Consider the following 21448-nt stretch of genomic DNA (forward strand, 5'->3'; position numbering starts at 1 on the left):
GTCGTCGAAGGCTTTGGCGAGCTTCTTCCAGGACGCGGCGGCGGCGTCCATGTCGGAGAAGTCCTGGCGGAGCAGCTGTGCGAAGAGTTCGGGCATCGCGGTTGCTCATTCATGGGACGCGGAAGGGGCGGGTGTGCCGAGGGACCGTAGTCGGCACACCCGCCCCGTGCGTCACCGCCGGGCGAAGGCCGCGACGGGGTTCTTGAGGGTGCCGATCAGCTGCAGGGCGGCGGAGGGGTCGGAGAGGTCGACCATCTGCTTGTTGTTCCGCAGCTGGAGGCGGTTCAGGCAGGACAGCTGGAACTCCTCCGCGAACAGGTCGTACCGCGCGAAGCGCTCCGCGAGCTGCGGCACCGACTCCTGGTACGCGTGACCGCAGTCGGCCACCGCCTGCCAGAAGGTGTCCTCCTCGCAGATGCCCTCCGTCGCCAGGATCGGGCCCAGGAAGCGGAAGAAGCAGTCGAACACGTCCGTGAAGACGGACAGCAGCTTCATGTCCTCCGGGACGTCCGCCCGGATCCGCTCGACCGCGGGCGGCAGGACCGCGTCCGGGTCCATGATGACGATCTCCTCGGCGATGTCCTTGAAGATCGCCCGCTTCACCACGCCGCCCTCGATGACGAGGATCGTGTTCTCGCCGTGCGGCATGTACGCGAGGTCGTACTGGTAGAAGCAGTGCAGGAGCGGGACCAGGTAGGCCCGGAGGTAGTGGCGCAGCCACTCCGCCGGGGTCAGGCCCGACTCCTCGATCAGGGCGCCGACGAAGGACTTGCCCTCGGCGTCGACGTGCAGGAGCGAGGCCATGGTGGCGAGCCGCTCGTCGCCCTTGAGGGAGTTGACGGGGGACTCGCGCCACAGCGCGGCCAGCATCTTGCGGTACGGGGAGTAGCGGTCGGTGGCGCGCTCGTACTGGCGGTGGTGGTAGCCGATCGCCGCGCGCTCGCGGATGATCGAGAAGTCCACCGACTGCAGGACCTCGTCGCCCTCGATCAGCTGGTGCAGCCAGTCGTTGATGGCCGGGGTGGCCTCCATGTAGGCGGCCGAGAGCCCGCGCATGAAGCCCATGTTGAGCACCGAGATGGCCGTCTTGACGTAGTGCTTCTCCGGCGCGCTCTGGTTGAAGAACGTACGGATCGACTGCTGCGCCAGGTACGCGTCCGAGCCCTCGCCCAGCAGCACGAGGCGGCGGTTGGCGATCTCGGCGGCGAAGGTGACCGTGGTCTTGTTCCACCACTGCCAGGGGTGGACCGGCAGCAGGTGGTAGTCGGCCAGGTCCAGGTCCAGGGCCTCCAGCTGCGCCGCGAACCCGGCGATCGTCTCCTCGCCGAGCTCGGCGCGGACGAAGGAGTCGTGGTCCAGGCCCGCGCCCGCCGTGAAGGTGGAGACGTCCTTGCGGGCCGCCACCCACACCAGGTGGACCGGGCTCGCCGTCTCCGGGGCGTACGAGAGGTACTCGTGCACGCCGAAGCCGAGGCGGCCGTTGTTCGCCACGAAGCAGGGGTGGCCCTCGGTCATGCCGGTCTCGATGTCCTGGAAGGAGGACTTCGCGAGGACGTCGGAGGAGATCTGCGGCTTCGTGTACTTGAAGCCCGTGCCGGCCAGGGTGGAGGAGATCTCCTCCAGGTAGACGGGCAGGACCTCCGGGCTCAGGCCCAGCGCCTCGCGCAGCTCGATGTGGAAGTCGAGGGCGTCCAGCGGGAGCTCGGCGCCGTCCTGCAGGCGGGTGACCGAGGACTCGTCCACCGACCAGTGGTCGAGGGCGTGCAGGACGGCCTTGAACCGGTACTCCACCGTGGAGTCGTCGCTCAGGACCGAGTACCAGGAGTCGCCCAGCGGCTTCGGGGTCAGGAGGCGTTCGTGGGAGAACTCCGCGAGCGCCTTGCGGACCAGCGCGCGGTTCGCGCGGGCCCAGAGCTCCGGGGAGAGGTGGGAGACGGCGTCGGCCAGGCTCATATCGACACTTCCTGGGTGATGCCGGTGGCTGCTTCGAACTGGGCGCGGGTGCAGAAGCTGAGGAGGGCTTCCTTCTCCGGCTTCTGGATCTCGCGCTCGGGGGCGAAACCGACCACCGCGTTGAGGGCGTGCACCGCCGTGTTGCGGACGTCCGGCTCGACGACGACCCGCTCCGTCTCCTCGTCGGCGAAGAGGGCGGCCATCACCGTGGTGATCACGGCGCGGGTGAAACCGCTGAGGGGCCGGTCGCTCGGCGCGACGAGGAAGTGCATGCCGACGTCGCCGGGCTGGGCGTCGTACAGGCCGACCAGTTCCAGCTCGCTCGGGTCGTAGCTCTCCATCAGGAAGGCCGGGCGGCCCTCGTGGAGGCCGATGAAGGCGTGGTGGTGCTCGTGCGCGGCGATCCGCATGTACTCGCGCTCGACGTCCGGCAGCGAGGCGTCCTGCATCATCCAGAACGAGGCCTTGGGGTGCGTGACCCAGCCGTGCAGCAGCTCCGCATCGGCGAAGGGGTCCAGCGGGCGGATGGCGAAGGTCCCGAGGGCCGCGTCGGTGCGGGTGAAGAGGATCTCACCGGTGGTGGTGCTCATACGTGCGTGCCTTCCGGGGCTGCGAACTGCTGGAACGCGATGGACTTCTCGACCTTGTAGTACTCGCGGCCGAGGAGTTCGCCCACGATGTAGGCGTTGCGGTACGCGGCCATGCCCAGGTCGGGCGAGGTCAGGGAGTGGTTGTGGGTCGTGCCGTTCTGGAGGTACACCCCGCGGCCCGTGGTGTCGACGCTGTAGTTGCGGCCGGCGTCGAGGCGGCCGTGGCCGTCGAAGTTCAGCCGGTCGCGCACCGGGGCGAGGAACTCGGGCACCTGGTACTTGTAGCCGGTGGCCAGGACCAGGCCCTCGGAGGCGAGGGTGAAGTCCCGCTCCTGCTCCTCCTGGCGCAGCCCCAGGGTGTAGGTGCCCGTGGCGGTGTCGTACGCCGTGCTGTTCAGGGAGGTGTTGGTCAGCAGGGTGGTCGGCACCTGCCCCGGCATGGTGATCTTCTTCTGGTAGAGCAGGTCGAAGATGGCGTTGATCAGGTCGCCGTCGATGCCCTTGAAGAGGTTCTTCTGCTGGGTCTCCAGCCGGTAGCGGGTGTCCTCGGGGAGGGCGTGGAAGTAGTCCACGTACTCGGGGGAGGTCATCTCCAGCGTCAGCTTCGTGTACTCCAGCGGGAAGAACCGCGGGGAACGGGTGACCCAGTTGAGCTGGTAGCCGTACGTGTCGATCTCGGCGAGGAGGTCGTAGTAGATCTCGGCGGCGCTCTGGCCGGAGCCGATCAGCGTGATGGACCTCTTCTTCTGCAGCTCCGCCTTGTTCTGCATGTAGGCGGAGTTGTGCAGGAAGTCGCCGCCGAGGCCGGCGCAGGCCTCCGGGACGAAGGGCGGGGTGCCGGTGCCCAGGACCAGGCGGCGGGCCCGGTGGGTCTCGCCCTTGTCGGTGCGGACCTCGTAGAGAGCGGCCTGCTCGTCGTAGGTGACCTCGGTGACGGAGGTCGAGTACAGGACGTTGTCGAGCCGGTCGGCGGCCCAGCGGCAGTAGTCGTTGTACTCGGCGCGCAGCGGGTAGAAGTTCTCCCGGATGTAGAAGGAGTACAGCCGGTCCTGGTCCTTCAGGTAGTTCAGGAAGGAGAACGGCGACGTCGGGTCGGCGAGGGTGACGAGGTCCGACATGAACGGCGTCTGCAGGTGCGCGCCGTCCAGGAACATCCCCGCGTGCCACTCGAAGTGCGGCTTCGACTCGATGAACAGGCCGTTCAGTTCGTCGATCGGCGCGGTGAGGCAGGCGAGTCCCAGGTTGAAGGGGCCGAGGCCGATACCGATGAAGTCGTGGGGCTCAGTGGTGGACGGCAAGGGATTCTCCCAGGAACTGCTCGGCGTGTGCGGCGAGGAGGTCGAGGACGGCAGCGATGTCGGCCGTCGTGGTCTGCGGGTTGAGGAGGGTGAACTTCAGGTACTGCTTCCCGTCCACCTTCGTCCCGGCGACGACGGCCTCGCCGGAGGCGAAGAGCGCCTTGCGGGCGTGGAGCTGGGCCTCGTCGAGGAGGTCGGCGGGGACCTCCTCGCCGGGCAGGAAGCGGAAGACGAGGGTGGAGATCTGCGGCTTGACGACGACCTCGAAGCGCGGGTCGGCGTCGATGATGTCCCAGCCGGCGGCGGCCAGGTCGATGACCTCGTCGAAGAGCGATCCGACGCCGTCGGCGCCCATGACGCGCAGGGTCATCCAGAGCTTGAGCGCGTCGAAGCGGCGCGTGGTCTGGATGGACTTGTCGACCTGGTTGGGGATGCGCTCCTCGGCCATGCGGCGCGGGTTGAGGTAGTCCGCGTGGTACGTGGCGTGCTTGAGGGTGTCGCGGTCGCGGACCAGCATCGCGCTGGAGCTGACCGGCTGGAAGAACGACTTGTGGTAGTCGACCGTGACCGAGTCGGCGTGCTCGATGCCGTCGAGGAGGTGCCGGCGGGTGGGGGAGACCAGCAGTCCGCAGCCGTAGGCGGCGTCCACGTGCATCCACGCGGAGTGCTCGGCGGTCAGGCGGGCGATCTCGGGGAGCGGGTCGATGGACCCGAAGTCGGTGGTGCCGGCGGTGGCGACGACGGCCATGGGGAAGAGGCCCTCGGCGGCGCACTCCTCGAGCTCCAGGGCGAGCACCGCGGTGTCCATCCGGCGGTTGCGGTCGACCGGGACGGCGATGACGGCCTCGTAGCCGAGCCCGAGCATGGCGGCCGACTTCTTCACGCTGAAGTGGCTGGCCTCGGAGGTGAAGATGCGCAGCTTCGGGAGGAGTTCGGCCTTGGTGAGCTCGCGCCCCTCGTCCAGCTCCTTCTTCATGACGATGCGGCAGGCCTCGTCACGCGCGAGGAGCAGGGCGTGGAAGTTGGACTGGCTGCCACCGGAGGTGAAGATGCCGTCCGCGGCGGGGCCGAGGCCGATGCGCTGGGCGGTCCAGTCGATGAGGCGGCGCTCGATCAGCGTGCCGCCGATCGACTGGTCCCAGGTGTCGAGAGAGGAGTTGACGGCCGAGAGGACCGCCTCGCCGAGCACCGCGGGGATCACGACGGGGCAGTTGAGGTGCCCGAGGTAGCGCGGGTGGTGGAAGTACACCGCGTCGCGCAGATACACGTCCTCCAGCTCGTCCAGGACGGCGGCCGCGTCCGCGAGCGGCTTGTCCAGGTCGATCCCGTTGATGACCGGGGCGAGTTCGTCGACGGATATACCGGTGTGAGGCCGCTCCGTGGTCGCGAGTTTGGCGGCGACGCGGTCGACGCCCTCGGTGACGGAACGCCGGTAGAGGTCCGCGGTCGTCTCATTCAGCAGATGCGAGCGCATCAACTTTCCTCCGGGCAGGGGGAGAAGGGGAGAGTGGGGTGTGTGATGCTTAGGTTAGCCTAACCTTAACTTCAAGCCAAATGGAGAGGGGCCCTGGCTGAAAGCCAGGGCCCCTCTCCAACGGTGTTACGGGATGCGGCAGTCGACTACAGCTCGGACGCCGGGTCCTCGCTCGGCGCCTTGCCGGCGTACGCCTCGGCGAGGAGCTGCTCCTCGCTCGCGCCGAGCCGCCAGTAGCCGGTGAACCGCACCGCGCGGCGGTCGACGGATCGTTCCTGCACGAAGTGGCGGCGCACCGCGCGAATGGTGCCGGCCTCGCCCGCCAGCCAGACGTACGGGACTTCGGCGGCGGGCGGTTCGGCCGGGCGCAGCACGTTCAGCACCTGCTCGGTCCGCTCCCGGCCGTGGCCCTCGCGCACGATCCAGGTGATGTCCGCGTCGGCGAGCGTGTCCAGCGCGATCCGGTCGTCCTCGTGCGGGACCTCGAACCAGGCCCGGACGCGGGTCCCGGCGGCCAGCCGGTCCAGGATCGCGGCCGCGGCCGGCAGGGCGGTCTCGTCCGCGTACATCCAGATCGCGTCGGTGGCGGCCGGCGGCTGGAAGCGTACGGACTTGTTCTCCGCGACGGCCGGGCCGATGGCCAGGATCCGCCGGCCGGTGACCGCGCGCCCTGCCCAGCGGGAGGCCGGCGACGCATCGCCGTGCAGGACGAAGTCGATGTCGACCTCGACCGCCCCCTCGGGCGTACGGCGCTGCTCGCGCACCGTGTAGGAGCGCATCACCGGCCGCTCCTCGTCGGGCATCCCGCGCCAGGCGGCGAACCAGGTGTCCTCGTCCGTGGACGGGAGCACCGTGTGCTCCTGGCCGGACGGGGGCAGGAAGAGCGACAGGCTCTGGTCGAAGCCGCCCGAGCGGAAGTCCGCGAGGGACTCCCCGCCGAACGTGACCCGCAGGAACGAGTGGCCGAGGCGGCGCGTGCGGACCACTTCGAGCGCGAAGAACCGGAAGTGGGCGACGGCCGGAGCGGTGTCGTCGGACGCGGTGACGGTCATGCGGAGGATCCCCCTGGAAGTCGGAACGGCCTACGGGCGCCCGGGGTCACCGGGCGCCGCGGGTCGACCGGGTCAGCCGACCTTCTTGGCGCCCTGGATGGCCTTGGCGAGGTCCTCAAGGATCTGGGCGCACTTGTCGTACGAGTAGATCGGCTCGGACACGCGCGGGACGACCTGGCCGGCCTTGACCGCGGGCAGCTCGCCCCAGGTCGGCTTGGCCTTCAGCTGCTCGGGCTGCAGGGTGCCGGTGCGGTTGTCGAGCAGGATGACGTCGGCCTTGTACTTGCCGGCGTTCTCCCAGCTGAGGCTCTCGAAGAAGCCGCCCTCGTCCAGCTTCTCCGGGACGACGAACTCGACGCCGAGCTCCTCGAAGTACTTCAGGTCCGCCGCGGTCTTCGGGGTGGAGACGTAGTACAGGGCGTCCGCGCCGGAGCCGGCCAGCACCTTGACACCGGGGTTCGCCTTGGTGGCCTCGCGGACCTTGGCGGCGGCGGCCTCGAAGCGCGCCTTGGAGTCGACGACGTTCTTGGCACCCAGGTCGGCGCCCAGGGACTTGGCCAGGTCGGCCGTGCGCTCCAGGGCCTTGGGCAGCGAGGTGTCGCCGCCCACGGAGATGGCGGCGGCCGGGGCCAGCGTCAGGATCTTGTCCTTGGAGGCCTCGGGGACGTACCAGTAGGAGCCGTCCCAGGTGTTGGTGACGAGGAGGTCGGGCTGGAGGGAGGCGTACTTCTCGACGTTGAACTGGTCGTAGACGTTGCCGAGGATCTCGACCTTGGTGACGTCCAGCGAACCGGCCTGGACGTCGGGCTTGCCGTCGGCGGTCGTGGTCGGGCCGAACACGCCCTTGACCGGGATGCCGTAGTCGTGCAGCGCGGCGGCGGTGCCGGTGAAGGCGACGATGTTCTTCGGCTTGGCCTTGGTGGTGACCTCCTTGCCGAGGTCGTCCTTGAAGGTCCAGGGGCCGGAGGCCGCAGCGCCGTTGTCCTTGCCGCCGTCGCCCTTCGCCGAGTCGGTGCCACCGCATGCGGCGAGCGCCGCCACGAGGCCGAGGGCGCCGCCTGCCGCGATGAATCCGCGACGGGTGAGGGAGGAGGTACGGGACTTGGGCATGTCGATGTCCGTTTTCGTGCGTATCCGGGCGGCCACTGAGCCGTTCGTGAGGAAGGTTAGCCTAACCTTGGCCGAAAACGATAAGGGGGCCCTAAGTTTTTTCGGGCCCCCTCGTTCCGCCCGGACGCGGACGAGCCCTGCGACTAGGCGGAGAAGCCCAGTTCACGGGCGATCAGCATGCGCTGGACCTCGCTGGTGCCCTCACCGATCTCCAGGATCTTGGAATCCCGCCACATCCGGGCCACCGGGTACTCGTTCATGAACCCGTAGCCGCCGTGGATCTGGGTCGCCTCGCGGGCGTTGTCGACGGCGACCGTCGAGGAGTAGAGCTTCGCGATCGCCGCCTCCTTCTTGAACGGCTCGCCGGCCACCAGCCGGGAGGCCGCGTCGCGCCAGCCGATGCGGGCCATGTGGGCGCGCATCTCCATGTCGGCCAGCTTGAACTGGATGGCCTGGTTGTCGCCGATCGCCTTGCCGAAGGCGTGCCGCTCCTTGGCGTACTTCACCGACTCGTCCACACAGCCCTGCGCCAGACCGGTCGCGAGCGCCGAGATGGCGATCCGGCCCTCGTCGAGGATCCGCAGGAACTGGGCGTAGCCGCGGCCCTCCGCGCCCACGAGGTTGGCCAGGGGCACCCGTACGCCGTCGAAGGACAGCTCACGGGTGTCCGAGGCGTTCCAGCCCACCTTGGAGTAGGGGGCGGCCACCGTGAAGCCGGGGGTGCCGGACGGGACGATGATCGAGGAGATCTCCGGGCGGCCGTCCGCCTTGCGGCCCGTCACGGCGGTGACCGTGACCAGACCGGTGATGTCCGTACCGGAGTTGGTGATGAAGCACTTCGAACCGTTGATGACCCACTCGTCGCCGTCCTTGACGGCCGTGGTGCGGGTGCCGCCGGCGTCGGAGCCCGCGCCGGGCTCGGTCAGACCGAAGGCGCCGAGGACCTCGCCGGAGCACATCTTCGGCAGCCACTCCCGCTTCTGCTCCTCCGAGCCGAAGAGGTACAGGGGCATGGCGCCCAGGGAGACGCCGGCCTCCAGGGTGATGGCGACCGAGGAGTCGACGCGGGCCAGCTCCTCCAGGGCGATGCCGAGGGCGAGGTAGTCCCCGCCCATGCCGCCGTACTCCTCCGGGAAGGGCAGGCCGAACAGGCCCATGCGGCCCATCTCGGCGACGATCTCGTAGGGGAACTCGTGCCGCTCGTAGAGGTCGCCGATCTTCGGGGCGACGACGTCGTGCGCGAACGCCTCGACGGTACGGCGGAGTTCCTCGTGCTCAGGGGTGAGCCGGTGGTCGAGGGACATGGTGTGACTACTCCTTGTGGGAGAGGGCGCGGACGGTACGTGAGGGGCTGGGCCGCCCCAGCTGTTCGGCCATCCACACGCTCGTGGCGGTGAGGGCGGCCAGATCGACCCCGGTCTCGATGCCGAGACCGTCGAGCATCCACACCAGGTCCTCGGTCGCGAGATTGCCGGTGGCGCTCTTCGCGTACGGGCATCCGCCGAGGCCGCCTGCGGAGGCGTCGACGGTGGTCACACCGTGCTGGAGCGCGGCGAGGGTGTTGGAGAGGGCCTGGCCGTAGGTGTCGTGGAAGTGCACGCCGATGCGGTCGGTACCGACGCCCGCCTCGTTCAGGCCGCTGAGCAGTTCCTGGACGTGGCCGGGGGTGGCGACGCCGATGGTGTCGCCGAGGCTCAGCTCGTCGCACCCGAGGTCGAGCAGGGACGTGGCGACCCGTACGACCTGGTGGACCGGGACGGAGCCCTCCCAGGGGTCGCCGAAGCACATCGAGAGATAGCCGCGGACGTGCGCCTTCTCCTGCTTCGCGCGGGCCACCACGGGCTCGAACATGGCGAGGGACTCGGCGACGGTCCGGTTGAGGTTGCGGGAGGCGAAGGTCTCGGTGGCCGAACCGAAGACGGCGATGCGGGTGGCACCGAGGGCGAGCGCGCGGTCCAGGCCGCGCTCGTTGGGGACGAGGACGGGCAGGGCGACCCCGTCGAGGTCCGCGAGCTGCGGGAACAGCGCCTCGGCGTCGGCCAGCTGCGGGACCCACTTGGGGTGCACGAAGCTGGTTGCCTCGACGGTCGTGAGCCCGGCGGCGGCCAGGCGGTGGATGAACTCCGCCTTCACCTCGGTCGGTACGGCGCTCTTCTCGTTCTGGAGCCCGTCACGGGCCCCGACCTCGTGGATCCGGACCCGGGCGGGGAGGCCGGGGACCGGGACGGTCATGGGCAGGCCGGTCATTCGCTCTCCTCGTCCGGGGTGACGACGGCCAGGACCTGGTCCATCGCGACCGTGGTCCCGGGGGTCACGTCGAGTTCGGTGACGGTGCCGGCGTGCGGGGCGGAGATGACGTGCTCCATCTTCATGGCCTCGACCACGAGCAGGCTCTGCCCGGCCGTCACCCTGTCGCCGACGGCCACCTTGACGACGGTGACGGTGCCGGGCATGGGGGCGGCGAGCGTCTCGGCGCCGCCGCGTCCGGCCCCGCTGAGGTGTGCCGCGACGGGGTCGTACGTCTGGACGTGCCAGCTGTCTCCGTCGCGGCCGAGCCAGGTCCCCTCCGGGGAGGCGGCGTGGCTGAACCGGTGCGTGACGCCGTCGAGTTCGATCGTGACGGTGTCGGGGGTGCGGGTGATGATCCGGCCGAGGGCCGGTGCGCCGGAGCTATGCCCCGGACCCCGCGCCTCGATCGCCGGCCGGGCTGAACCGGCCCCGGCCTCGTCGATCAGCAGCTCGTGGCCGGTGCCCCTGGCGCGGGATCGGACCGCCACCGGGTCCTGGCCGGGAAGGCGGAAGTGGTGGACCGTCCAAGCGGGCGTGCCGCCCAGGCGCCAGCCGCTGGCGGCGTCGAAGGGGTCGACCCATCCGTCCGGCCTCGCCGAAACTCCCAGCCCCGCCGGCGTCTGCGGCGCGGGTCCGGGCAGAGCCCGGGGTCCGTGCGCCAGCAGGGCTGCGGCCGCGTACACCTCGGGCGGGACCCCCTCCGGCAGGAGCCCGGCGAGGTCGCGCTCGACCAGGCCCGTGTCCAGATCGCCCGAGACCACGTCCGGGTGGGCCAGCAGCCTCCGGAGGAACCCGGCATTGGTCTGGACGCCCAGGATCACGGTGTCGGCCAGAGCCGCCCGCAGCACCCGCAGGGCCGCCGCACGGTCGGGCCCGTACGCGATGACCTTCGACAGCATCGGGTCGTACGTGGAGCCCACCGGCACGCCCGCCGTCAGCCCGGAGTCCGTACGCACCGCCCCGCCGTCCGGCTCCGAGAGGGCCAGGACCGTACCGCCGGACGGCAGGAACCCGCGCGCCGGGTCCTCCGCGCAGACGCGGGCCTCGATCGCGTGACCCGTCAGCCGGACCTCCGACTGGTCGAAGCCCAGCCGCTCGCCCGCCGCCACCCGCAGCTGGAGCTCCACCAGGTCCAGCCCGGTGATCAGCTCCGTCACCGGGTGCTCGACCTGGAGACGGGTGTTCATCTCCATGAAGTAGTAGGAGGACGGGTCGCCGCCCGGGACGATGAACTCCACCGTGCCCGCGCCGACGTACCCGCAGGAGCGGGCCGCGTCGACCGCCGCCGCGCCCATCGCCGCACGGGTCTTCTCGTCGAGCAGGACCGACGGCGCTTCCTCGATCACCTTCTGGTGCCGGCGCTGCAGCGAGCACTCGCGCTCGCCGAGGTGCACCACGTTCCCGTGGGCGTCCGCCAGTACCTGGATCTCGATGTGCCGGGGCCGGTCGATCCACCGCTCGACGAGGAGCGTGTCGTCGCCGAAGGAGGAGCGGGCCTCGCGGCGGGCGGCCGCGATCTCCTCGGCCAGCACCGCCTCGTCGCGAACCAGCCGCATGCCCTTGCCGCCGCCGCCCGCCGAGGGCTTCAGCAGCACCGGCATGCCGATCTCCGTGGAGGCCGCGACCAGTTCGGCATCGGTCAGCCCGCTCCCCGAGGAGCCGGGCACGACCGGAACCCCGGCGGCCTTCACCGTCTCCTTCGCGCGGATCTTGTCGCCCATCAGGGAGATGGCGGAGGCCGGCGGCCCGATGAAGGCCAGCCCGGCGTCCGCGCAGGCCTGGGCGAAGGCGGCGTTCTCGGCGAGGAAGCCGTAGCCCGGGTGGACCGCCTCGGCGCCCGTGCGCCGGGCGGCGTCGAGGAGCCGCTCCACCGACAGGTAGCTCTCGGCGGCCGCGGCCGGACCGATGCGGACGGCCGTGTCGGCCTCCCGTACGTGACGGGCGTCCGCGTCGGCGTCGCTGAAGACGGCCACGGAGCGGATGCCGAGCTGCCGCAGCGTGCGGATGACCCGGACCGCGATCTCGCCGCGGTTCGCGACCAGAACAGTGCTGAACATCAGTGAGGTCCTCACGTCACATACGGAAGATGCCGAAGCCCGAGTCGCCCAGCGGGGCGTTCGCGCACGCGGTCAGGGCCAGTCCCAGCACCTGCCGGGTCTCCATCGGGTCGATGACCCCGTCGTCCCACAGCCGCGCCGTGGCGTAGTAGGCGTTGCCCTGCTCCTCGTACTGCGCGCGGACCGGGGCCTTGAAGGCCTCCTCGTCCTCGGCCGGCCACTCCTGGCCCGCGCCCTCGATCTGGTCGCGCTTGACGGTGGCGAGGACCGAGGCCGCCTGCTCGCCGCCCATCACGGAGATCTTGGCGTTGGGCCACATCCACAGGAAGCGGGGCGAGTACGCCCGGCCGCACATCGAGTAGTTGCCGGCGCCGTACGAGCCGCCGACCACCACCGTCAGCTTCGGGACCCGGGCGCAGGCCACCGCCGTCACCATCTTGGCGCCGTGCTTGGCGATGCCGCCCGCCTCGTAGTCCCGGCCGACCATGAAGCCCGAGATGTTCTGGAGGAAGAGGAGCGGGATCCCGCGCTGGTCGCACAGCTCGATGAAGTGGGCGCCCTTCTGGGCGGATTCGGCGAACAGGATGCCGTTGTTGGCGATGATCCCGACCGGGTGTCCGTGGATCCGGGCGAAGCCGGTGACCAGCGTCTGGCCGAACTCGGACTTGAACTCCTGGAAGCGCGACCCGTCCACGATCCGCGCGATGATCTCGCGGGCGTCGTACGGGGTGCGCGAGTCGACGGGGACCGCGCCGTACAGCCCGTGCGGGTCCACCTTCGGCTCTTCCGGTGCCTCGACCGACCAGGGCAGGGCCCCGCGCTCGGGGAGGGTCGCCACGATGTTCCGTACGATCCGCAGCGCGTGCGCGTCGTCCTCCGCGAGGTGGTCGGTCACGCCGGAGATCCGGGAGTGGACCTCGCCGCCGCCGAGCTCCTCGGCCGTGACCACCTCGCCGGTGGCGGCCTTCACCAGCGGCGGGCCGCCGAGGAAGATCGTGCCCTGGTTGCGGACGATGACGGCCTCGTCGCTCATGGCCGGTACGTACGCCCCGCCCGCGGTGCAGGAGCCGAGGACGGCGGCGATCTGCGGGATCCCGGCCCCCGACATGCGCGCCTGGTTGTAGAAGATGCGGCCGAAGTGCTCCCGGTCGGGGAAGACCTCGTCCTGCATGGGGAGGAAGGCGCCGCCCGAGTCGACCAGGTAGAGGCAGGGGAGACGGTTCTCCAGGGCCACCTCCTGGGCGCGCAGGTGCTTCTTGACGGTCATCGGGTAGTACGTGCCGCCCTTGACGGTGGCGTCGTTCGCGACGATCACGCACTCGCGGCCGCTGACCCGGCCGATGCCCGCGATGACCCCGGCGGCGGGGGCCGCGCCCCCGTACATGTCCTCGGCGGCCAGCGGGGCCAGCTCCAGGAAGGGCGATCCGGGGTCGAGGAGGGTGTCCACGCGGTCGCGCGGAAGGAGCTTTCCCCGGGCGGTGTGGCGGGCGCGGGCCTTCTCGCCGCCGCCGAGCCGGGCCGCGTCGAGCCGGGCGCGGAGGCCCTCGGTCAGCTCGCGGTGGGCGGCCTCGTTGGTCCGCCAGGCCTCGGACGCCGGGTCCGCGGCGCTCGTCAGCACTGGTGCCTGCTGCATCGGTCGAGCTCCCTTGCTCGTTCCACTTGCTCGGTACACGCTGTTAATAAGCGTTAACGTCTGTACGGCCTAGGTTAACGAGCGCTAACGGCCCTGTCTAGAATGGTTTCCCATGAGCACCAGAGCGGCCGCCCCCACCCGTCGCGAGCAGATCCTCAGTGAGGCTGCCCGTCTCTTCGCCGCGCGCGGATTCCACGGCGTCGGCGTCGACGAGATAGGCGCCGCGGTGGGCATCAGCGGCCCCGGCCTCTACCGGCACTTCGCGGGCAAGGACGCCATGCTCGCGGAGCTGCTCGTCGGCATCAGCGAACGGCTGCTGACCGGCGGCCGCCACCGGGTGGCGGAGGCGGCGGGCGCCCCGGAGCGGGTCCTGTCCTCCCTCATCGACGGGCACATCGACTTCGCGCTCGACGACCGGGCGCTGATCACCCTGCACGACCGGGAGCTCGACCGGCTCCGGGACGCCGACCGCAAGCTCGTACGGCAGCTGCAGCGCCAGTACGTGGAGCTGTGGGTGGAGGTCGTACGGGAACTGCACCCGGAGGTCGTCGAGGCGGAGGTGCGCGTCTCCGTGCACGCGGTCTTCGGCCTGCTGAACTCCACCCCCCACCTCGCGGCCCTGGGGCGGGAGGCCACGGAGTCGCTGCTGCGCCGCCTCGCGCACGGGGCGTTCGGGGCGCTGTCGGCATGAGCCGGGGCGTCCGCCGACCGGAATGGACGCGCCGACTCCGCCCGCGCGGCGGCAGAATGGCCCGCATGCCGAAGCCGATAGAGACGCCGAGCCGTGCCGAACTCATCGACCATCTGGTCCGCACGCGGATCGCGGGACAGGTCGCGACCCCGCGCGAGAACAACCTGAGCCACTACCGCAAGCTCGCCAACGGCGACCGGCACTACTGGCTCGGCCTGGAGCTGGGCGACCGGTGGACGGACGAGCAGGACGTGCTCGCGGTGATGGCGGAGCGGTGCGGGGTCGTGGACGACCCGGCGTTCCGGTACGGCCAGGACACCATCGACCCGGAGCTGACCGTGGCGGGCCTGGACCGGCTGGCGGCGCGGCTGCGCAAGGCGGCGCTGGACCGGCAGAGCGTGCTGTTCGCCACCGGGCATCCGGGCGGGCTGCTGGACGTCCACCGGGCCACGGCGGCGGCCCTGCGCGCCGCGGGCTGCGAGATCGTCGTCATCCCCTCGGGCCTGCTGGCCGACGAGGGTTCGGTGTGGCAGTTCGCGGACGTCGCCGTGCTGGAGCGGGGCGCGACCCTGTGGCACACCCACTCGCCAGAGCCGATGGCCGCGATCCTGGACGGCCTGATGGCCGAGAACCGCCCGCAGCCGGACCTGGTCGTCGCCGACCATGGCTGGGCGGGCTGCGCGGCCCAGCGCGGCCTGGACGCGGTCGGCTACGCCGACTGCAACGACCCGGCCCTCTTCCTCGGCGAGGCCGAAGGCACCCTCCAGGTGGCGATCCCCCTGGACGACCACGTCCGCGACCCGCGCTTCTACGACCCGATGGTGGCGTACTTGCTGAACGCGGCGGACCTGCAGGGCGCGTAGCGCGGTGGACAGAGAAAAGCCCCGACCGGGATTCCCGGCCGGGGCCCGTTCTCTAGGCGTCAGTTTGCGCAGTAGATACCCAGGTACACGCGGCCGTCCCACTCTGCTGTGTTCTGGACATACGCCTTGTAGTGCACGAGGCAGTGACCGTTGTAGTTGATCGACCTCCCGCCTCGTTTATAGTCCAGCCCCTTGGTCAACTCCCATCCGTCTCCATCGCGATCCGTCAGCTCATTCATTTTTTTGGGGGGCACCGGGGCGAATTTCGCGGGGTCCATGTCGAGGCTCTTCAGGTAGGCCACGGTTTCGTCCGGCTGACTCTTGAACGTCAGCTGGGCCCAGCTTCCGTCCTTGTCCGACGCCTCGCAGATCCGAATTTCGTCGGCGCCCTTCGGGAGTTCGGGAAGTGAATAAACTTCACGAAGTGACGGTGAAATGGTGGTGGCGGTGCAGCGCGCTTCCCCTCCGCTCCAGACGGAGCATCCGGTCAGAAAGATGAATCCGACCAGTGCGAAAGCGAGCGCAACGGACTGCTGGAACCGTGTTCCCATCAGTACGTGTCCTCCTTGGTGCTGCTCTTGCCCACCATTGCATATTCGCGTGCGACGCCGTACTCGTGCATTTCGGCGAACGGCTCCAAGCTGATCCCCAAAGCCGACTTGTTTTTGTCGAAATTCCAGTCCTTGTAGAGTTCGACGGTGTAGCGCGCCTTCACCTGTTGCTCGGACCCCGACCTCACTACGTCCATTTGCGCGGTGATTCGCATCTCAGCGTTGCCGATTCCGAACGCGCCGTCAGGGTCTGTGAAATGGGTTCCTCTCCACTCGCTGTCGCCCTCAAATGAGCAGCTCTCCGCGGTGCCGCAACCTGCGCTAGCCTCCGCCGCCCATTCCTGGAGGATTTCCTCAACCCCCACTGCCTTGTCGTGGTCGTTCTCATCTCCGATGCGGAAGCCTTCGTCTGTCGCCAGGAGTTCGTCCACATCCACATTTTTGTCCATGCCGCCGCCGGTCAGATAGTGGTCCCACAAATCGCAGGTGAGCATCAGGCCCACGACGCAGGCTCCGCCGCCCAATGTCTCCTACTTGGTCACTTTCGCGTCAAGTACCATCTTTGAGAGGGGCCATGTGTGTTTCTTGGATGCGAAAGGTTGATTCTTTGATGGGTTTCGTGGGGAAGAATTTCCCCACGAGGAGAGCTTTCGATAGGTCCGCTTCGTGCCGTATCCGGCGCTGTACCTCGTCGCCGCTTCGACGACGTTCTGGGGCGAGGACTGGAAGCCGCCGTCTTCGTCGCCTTCGAAGTACTTGAGGCCGCTAGGGTCGGAGTTGGTCATCGGGTTGTTGTTGGAGTAGGTGTAGCCGTGGAGCTGCTGCGAGTCCTTGACGTCCATGACCGGGTCGACGGATATGAATCGGCCGGTCGACGGATCGTACTCGCGGGCTCCGAGGTGGGTGAGGCCCGTGTCGGTGTCCTTGGTCCCCCCGACGAAGCCCTTGTCGCCCCTCCAGCCGGTGGGCTGGGTGCCGCGGTTCTCACCGAAGAGACCGGTCTTGCGCCGGGTGACGGTCCGCGTCGCGTCGGCGGTGATCTGGGTGGTTCCGGTCTTGTGGTGATCGGCCAGCGTGAAGGCGAGCTTGCCACCCGTCCGGATCGCGACCTCGCCGTAGTAGCGGGTGCCGGTGACCGTTCCGGCCTTGTCGAGCTTGAGCTCGTTGCCGGCCGGAAGGTAGAGCGTGGTGGCGTCCTTCTCCTTGTGCAGGAGGCGGTTGCCGCTGGTGTCGTAGACGTAGGAGCTGGTTCGCCGACCTCAACAACGACAACAAGATCGACATCCTGGCGCACCGGAACAACGGCAAGCTCTACCTCTACCCGAACACCAGCAATGGTTCCATCAGCCTCGGCAGCCCCAGCATCGTCGGCGAGGGCTGGTGGAACGGCGAATGGAGCCCGTTCGCCGGCGACCTCAACAATGACGGCAAGCCGGAACAGGTCGGTGTGACCCGTACCGGGGAGCTCCACGACTTCACCGGCACCGGCAGCACCCTGATCGGTGTCGGCTGGACCGGATACGACATCGTTCTCTGATCCCGACCCATCAGTGAGGGGGGTGAGGTCCCGCGGGACCTCACCCCCCTCCGCTTGTCAGTGGTGGTGGCTACGGTCGTTTGCATGCCGAAGACGCCGAAGACGCACCCCTCGTTGTCCGTGTTGGCCGGTGATCCTCAAGGGCTTTCCCTGGGGCTGGAGTTGCCGCCCGGTGCGGTGCTGCCCGCGAGGGGCGGGCCGCTGCTGTGGGTCTCCGACGGGCCCGTGGGTGTCGGTGCGCTCGCCGCGTGCCGGAGCCCGGCTCTGGCGGCCGCAGGGCTGCAGGCGGTGCTGTTCCAAGGGCGGCGCGGCCTGGAGGAGTGGTGGAGGGACCGGGAGCTGCGGCCGCAGCGGATGTCCGACCCGGACGACCACCACGTCGAGCCGGTGCTGCGCGAGTTCTGGCACGGCGTGGTCCCCGACCCCGAGGAGGGGGAGGAGGGCGAGGAGCTCATCGCCCCCTTCGGCCGGGACTGGCCGGGGCTCGCGGAGCCGGGGGTCGCGGGGAAGAACGGGCCGGATCCGGAGGTCGCGGCCTGTGAGCTGGCGGACGAGCTGATCGGGGGCGGTTCCCTGCCGAGCCCGCGGCTCGCGCTGGTCCCCGCGGCCCGCGGAGCCGACGTACCCACGGCGATGGGCTGGTGCGGGCCGACCAACCACGAGAACGACACCGCCCGCATCAGCGCGGTCCTGCGGTCCTGGGAGGACCGGTTCGGCGCCCGCGTCGTCGCCCTCGGTTTCGACGAGCTGTACGTTTCGGTCGCGGCCCCGCCGCGTACGGTCGCCGGGGCGCTGCCGGTGGCCGCGGAGCACTTCGCCTTCGCGCCCGACAACATATGGCAGGGCTGCGGCACGATCCGTGCCTACGCCGACGAGGCGGTCACCGGCAGCAGCCTCTGGGGTTTCTGGTGGGACTGAGACCCGTCAGGGGCGCGGGACGCGGACGACACCCTCCTGGATGACCGTCACGGCCAGTCGGCCGTCCTGCGTCCAGATGCGGGCCTGGCCCAGGCCCCGGCCGGCGGCCGCCGAGGGGGACTCCTGGTCGTACAGCAGCCATTCGTCCGCGCGGAACGGCCGGTGGAACCACATCGCGTGGTCCAGCGACGCGCCGACCACGTCACCCACCGCCCAGCCGCCCCGGCCGTGCGCGAGCAGCACCGAGTCCAGCAGGGTCATGTCGGAGACGTAGGTGGCCAGGCAGGTGTGCAGCAGGGGATCGGCACTGTCCAGCTTGCCTGCCGTACGGAACCAGACCTGTGAGCGCGGCTCCACCGGTTCGCCGACGCTGCCCCACGGCGGGGTCGTGGCGTACCGGAGGTCCACCGCCTCGCGGGTCTCGATCAGCCGCTCCACCGTGCCCGGGTCGCGGAAGATCTCCCGGTACGCGGGCAGCGATTCGGCCGCGGTGGGCAGGGACTCCGGGTCCGGGGCCGACGGCATCGCGACCTGGTGGTCGAGGCCGTCCTCGTACGTCTGGAACGACGCGGAGAGGTGGAAGATCGGCTGGCCGTGCTGGACGGCGACGACGCGGCGCGTGGTGAAGGAGCGTCCGTCACGGATCCGGTCCACCGAGTACACGATGGGCGCGCCCGTGTCGCCGGTGCGCAGGAAGTACGAGTGCAGCGAGTGGGCGGTGCGGTCCGCGGGGACGGTCCGCCCGGCCGCGACCAGAGCCTGGGCCGCGACCTGACCGCCGAAGACGCGCGGGACCAGCGAAGGCCGGCTGGTGCCGCGGAAGATGTCCTCCTCGATCTGCTCGAGGTCGAGCAGATCGAGGAGCGTCGTCAGTGCCTCGTTCATGGGGGAAGGGTAAGTGCCCGGATTCCTTACAGGCCCATGGACTTGGCGATGATGGACTTCATGACCTCGCTGGTGCCGCCGTAGATGCGGTTCACGCGGTTGTCGGCGTACAGGCGGGCGATCGGGTACTCGTTCATGTAGCCGTAGCCGCCGTGCAGCTGGAGGCACTTGTCGATGACGCGGTGCGCGACCTCGGTGCAGAACAGCTTCGCGGACGCGGCCTCGGCGGCGGTCAGCTCACCGGCGTCGAGGGCCTCCAGGGCGCGGTCGGCGACGGCCTCGGCGGCGTCCACCTCGGCCTGGCAGGCGGCCAGTTCGAACTTGGTGTTCTGGAAGTGCGCGACCGGCTTGCCGAAGACGGTGCGCTCCGTCACGTACTCCTGGGCGAACCGGATGGCGGCCTTGGCCTGCGCGTACGCGCCGAAGGCGATGCCCCAGCGCTCGGAGGGCAGGTTCGCGCCGAGGTAGTAGAAGCCCTTGTTCTCCTCGCCGAGCAGGTCCTCGACCGGGACCTTCACGTCGACGAACGCCAGCTCGGCGGTGTCGGAGGTGCGCAGGCCCAGCTTGTCCAGCTTGCGGCCGATGGAGTAGCCCTCGGACTTGGTGTCCACGGCGAAGAGGGAGATGCCGAAGCGGCGGTCCTCGGCGCTCGGGGCGGAGGTGCGGGCGCAGACGATCACGCGGTCGGCGTGCACGCCACCGGTGATGAAGGTCTTGGCGCCGTTGAGGACGTAGTGGGTGCCGTCCTCGGAGAGCTTGGCGGTGGTCTTCATGCCCGCGACGTCGGAGCCGGTGCCCGGCTCGGTCATCGCCAGCGCCCACATCTCCTCACCGGAGACGAACTTCGGGAGGAAACGCTTCTTCTGCTCGTCGTCGGCGAGCATCTTGATGTAGGGCAGGGCGAGCAGCACGTGCACGCCGGAGCCGCCGAAGTTGACGCCCGCGCGCGAGGTCTCCTCGTACAGGACGGCCTCGAACTTGTGGGTGTCCAGGCCCGCGCCGCCGAACTCCTCGGGGACGTTGATGCCGAAGATGCCCAGCTCGCCGAGCTTGTAGTAGAAGTCGCGCGGCGCCTGTCCGGCGGCGAACCACTCGTCGTAGACGGGGACGACCTCGGCCTCGATGAAGGCGCGGATGGTCTCGCGGAACGCCTCGTGGTCCTCGTTGAACACCGTACGGCGCACGGCCGGCTCCCTTCGGTCGCGGCAGTCCGCCGCCTGAATCTAAGCGCTTGCTCAGATTAAGTTACCGGCGGGTTGTCTCTCCTGTCCATAGTGGGTGACCGACCTCATGCGGGGCCGGCGGCGCCGGGCGGGTGCGCTCGGCCCGCGGCCGGGTCGGGGCGTTCAGCCCGCGCCCGGGTCGAGGCGTTCAGCCCGCGCCCGGGTCGAGGTGCTCGGCCAGCGCCTCGTGGGTGAGGTGGAGTCCGGCCCGCAGCACCGCGTCGCGGCGGCCGGGGTGGGCGGCCCGGTGCCGCAGTTCGAGCCCGCGGGCGAGCCGGAGCCGCTGCGCGCAGTCCTCGCCGCGCAGGGCCGCGTCGAGGGCCGAGGCGGTCGCCCCGATCAGCGGCGCCATGGCGCGCAGCGCCTCGTCGGCCCCGCCCCGGGCGGCTTCCGGCGGCTCCTCGCCGGCTTCCCGTCGTTCCCCGTCGGCGGAGGAGGACCGGATCTCCAGCTCCCGCAAGAGGAACAGCAGGGCGGGCGCCGTCCGCGCGGCCAGCCGCAGCCGGGGGCGGAGCGTGTCCGCCGCCCCGGCCGGGGCCCGCCTCGGCGGCAGGAGCAGCAGGCGCTCCGTCCTGCGGTCCAGCGCGGCGGACAGCTCGTACGGGCGGCGCCACCGGGCGAAGGGGTCAGCCGGGGCGGGGCCCGCGGGCCGCCCGGCGGCGGCCCGCGCCGCGACCCGCTCCAGCAGGACGCCGAGACCGGTGCGGTACTCCTCCAGGCCGCTCGCGGCCTCCCGGTACGGGTCGGGGGGCCACAGCAGCGGACCGAGGAGCGCCACGACGGCGATGCCGACCGCGCTCTCCTCCAGCCGGGCCAGCGGATACCCCGGCACCGGCGTCGCGTAGATCACGAGGGCGGTGACCAGCACCTGCTGGTTGGGGGAGCCGTTGTGGCTCAGCAGGTACATCCCGGCGCAGGCGCACACGACGAGGACCAGGAACGACAGCGAGCCCGTCGGCAGCCAGTGCAGGACCAGCACGCTCAGCACCACGCCCACCACCACCCCCACCAGCCGCTCCAGGGCCAGCCGGGGCGCCGCGAACACGTCGTCGCGCAGGATGAGGACGGCGGGCAGGGCCGCGGGCACGGGGGCCGTGCTCGTGCCGAGCCACACGCACACGAACCAGGGGACGGTCGCGCACACCAGCAGCCGGGCGGCCGGCGCCAGGTGCTCACCGAAGGGGCGGCTCAGCGCCGCAACGGACGTGCTGGCGAGCATGCGGCACATCGTAGGGGCGCCCGCCGTCCCCGGCGGGCCCGCAGGAGCCGCGCGCCCCCGCGGTCAGCCGCCCGGCCGGGGCGAAGGGGCGGGTGCCGGGGAGCC

Annotated in this window: 19 protein-coding genes and 1 pseudogene; 4 read left to right on the plus strand and 16 right to left on the minus strand. The window is 70.2% G+C overall.

Going from position 1 to position 21448, the window contains the following annotated elements; all coding sequences use genetic code 11:
- Positions 1-171: 171 nt before the first annotated feature.
- The 10 genes from RIU97_RS26045 to RIU97_RS26090 all read right to left on the minus strand — a co-directional run bounded on the left by RIU97_RS26045 (position 172) and on the right by RIU97_RS26090 (position 13456).
- Entirely contained in the window at positions 172-1953 is a 1782-nt protein-coding gene (locus RIU97_RS26045) for an IucA/IucC family protein (RefSeq protein WP_404960016.1), read from the minus strand.
- On the minus strand, positions 1950-2543 hold the full coding sequence (locus RIU97_RS26050; RefSeq protein ID WP_404960017.1) for a GNAT family N-acetyltransferase: 594 nt from the start codon (positions 2541-2543) through the stop codon (positions 1950-1952). The genes RIU97_RS26045 and RIU97_RS26050 overlap by 4 nt, the downstream gene beginning before the upstream one ends.
- A complete protein-coding gene (locus RIU97_RS26055) occupies positions 2540-3841 on the minus strand; it encodes a lysine N(6)-hydroxylase/L-ornithine N(5)-oxygenase family protein (protein WP_404960019.1) in 1302 nt (433 codons plus the stop codon). Before RIU97_RS26055 ends, RIU97_RS26050 begins: the two co-directional genes overlap by 4 nt.
- Positions 3825-5315: a pyridoxal phosphate-dependent decarboxylase family protein gene (locus RIU97_RS26060; protein ID WP_383567545.1), complete on the minus strand. Its 1491-nt coding sequence runs from the start codon at positions 5313-5315 to the stop codon at positions 3825-3827. The genes RIU97_RS26055 and RIU97_RS26060 overlap by 17 nt, the downstream gene beginning before the upstream one ends.
- Positions 5316-5461: 146 nt before the next feature.
- Positions 5462-6367 carry a siderophore-interacting protein gene (locus RIU97_RS26065; protein WP_404960020.1) on the minus strand — a complete coding sequence of 302 codons (906 nt, stop codon included), beginning with the start codon at positions 6365-6367 and terminating at the stop codon, positions 5462-5464.
- A 72-nt stretch (positions 6368-6439) separates the two neighbouring features.
- Entirely contained in the window at positions 6440-7477 is a 1038-nt protein-coding gene (locus RIU97_RS26070) for an ABC transporter substrate-binding protein (protein WP_404960021.1), read from the minus strand.
- A gap of 143 nt (positions 7478-7620) precedes the next feature.
- Positions 7621-8781: an acyl-CoA dehydrogenase family protein gene (locus tag RIU97_RS26075; RefSeq protein ID WP_404960022.1), complete on the minus strand. Its 1161-nt coding sequence runs from the start codon at positions 8779-8781 to the stop codon at positions 7621-7623.
- 7 nt (positions 8782-8788) lie between these two features.
- Complete coding sequence (locus RIU97_RS26080; protein ID WP_404960024.1) at positions 8789-9724, minus strand: hydroxymethylglutaryl-CoA lyase; 936 nt, start codon at positions 9722-9724, stop codon at positions 8789-8791.
- Positions 9721-11823: an acetyl/propionyl/methylcrotonyl-CoA carboxylase subunit alpha gene (locus RIU97_RS26085; RefSeq protein ID WP_404960025.1), complete on the minus strand. Its 2103-nt coding sequence runs from the start codon at positions 11821-11823 to the stop codon at positions 9721-9723. The genes RIU97_RS26080 and RIU97_RS26085 overlap by 4 nt, the downstream gene beginning before the upstream one ends.
- Positions 11824-11839: 16 nt before the next feature.
- Entirely contained in the window at positions 11840-13456 is a 1617-nt protein-coding gene (locus tag RIU97_RS26090) for a carboxyl transferase domain-containing protein (protein ID WP_404960026.1), read from the minus strand.
- Between the two features lie 112 nt (positions 13457-13568).
- On the opposite strand from RIU97_RS26090, the gene RIU97_RS26095 reads away from it, so the two are divergent.
- Positions 13569-14147 carry a TetR/AcrR family transcriptional regulator gene (locus RIU97_RS26095; RefSeq protein WP_319722960.1) on the plus strand — a complete coding sequence of 193 codons (579 nt, stop codon included), beginning with the start codon at positions 13569-13571 and terminating at the stop codon, positions 14145-14147.
- 56 nt (positions 14148-14203) lie between these two features.
- Positions 14204-15010: a phosphatase gene (locus RIU97_RS26100; RefSeq protein WP_404960028.1), complete on the plus strand. Its 807-nt coding sequence runs from the start codon at positions 14204-14206 to the stop codon at positions 15008-15010.
- 59 nt (positions 15011-15069) lie between these two features.
- Here RIU97_RS26100 and RIU97_RS26105 read toward each other — a convergent pair whose 3' ends face one another.
- Genes RIU97_RS26105 through RIU97_RS26115 form a run of 3 tightly spaced genes read right to left on the minus strand, consistent with a single transcriptional unit; the run spans position 15070 to position 16772 of the window.
- Positions 15070-15561: a hypothetical protein gene (locus RIU97_RS26105; RefSeq protein ID WP_404960029.1), complete on the minus strand. Its 492-nt coding sequence runs from the start codon at positions 15559-15561 to the stop codon at positions 15070-15072.
- Positions 15561-16064, minus strand: a complete 504-nt coding sequence (locus RIU97_RS26110) for a hypothetical protein (protein WP_404960030.1) — start codon at positions 16062-16064, stop codon at positions 15561-15563. Before RIU97_RS26110 ends, RIU97_RS26105 begins: the two co-directional genes overlap by 1 nt.
- A gap of 27 nt (positions 16065-16091) precedes the next feature.
- A complete protein-coding gene (locus RIU97_RS26115; protein WP_404962942.1) occupies positions 16092-16772 on the minus strand; it encodes an RHS repeat-associated core domain-containing protein in 681 nt (226 codons plus the stop codon).
- A gap of 74 nt (positions 16773-16846) precedes the next feature.
- On the opposite strand from RIU97_RS26115, the pseudogene RIU97_RS26120 reads away from it, so the two are divergent.
- Positions 16847-16939 (plus strand): annotated as a pseudogene (locus RIU97_RS26120) (hypothetical protein); the annotation flags it as partial.
- Positions 16940-17182: 243 nt separating this feature from the next.
- On the plus strand, positions 17183-18016 hold the full coding sequence (locus RIU97_RS26125; protein WP_404960031.1) for a DUF4253 domain-containing protein: 834 nt from the start codon (positions 17183-17185) through the stop codon (positions 18014-18016).
- Positions 18017-18022: 6 nt separating this feature from the next.
- Here the strand turns inward: RIU97_RS26125 and tesB are convergent, their stop codons facing one another.
- The 3 genes from tesB to RIU97_RS26140 all read right to left on the minus strand — a co-directional run bounded on the left by tesB (position 18023) and on the right by RIU97_RS26140 (position 21343).
- Positions 18023-18901: an acyl-CoA thioesterase II gene (gene tesB / locus RIU97_RS26130; RefSeq protein WP_404960032.1), complete on the minus strand. Its 879-nt coding sequence runs from the start codon at positions 18899-18901 to the stop codon at positions 18023-18025.
- Between the two features lie 26 nt (positions 18902-18927).
- Positions 18928-20085 carry an acyl-CoA dehydrogenase family protein gene (locus RIU97_RS26135; RefSeq protein ID WP_404960033.1) on the minus strand — a complete coding sequence of 386 codons (1158 nt, stop codon included), beginning with the start codon at positions 20083-20085 and terminating at the stop codon, positions 18928-18930.
- 187 nt (positions 20086-20272) lie between these two features.
- A complete protein-coding gene (locus RIU97_RS26140) occupies positions 20273-21343 on the minus strand; it encodes an FUSC family protein (RefSeq protein ID WP_404960034.1) in 1071 nt (356 codons plus the stop codon).
- Positions 21344-21448: the final 105 nt, after the last annotated feature.

Origin of the sequence: Streptomyces sp. 147326 (genome assembly GCF_045000215.1) — a bacterium.
In the GTDB taxonomy this organism is placed as follows: Bacteria; Actinomycetota; Actinomycetes; order Streptomycetales; family Streptomycetaceae; genus Streptomyces.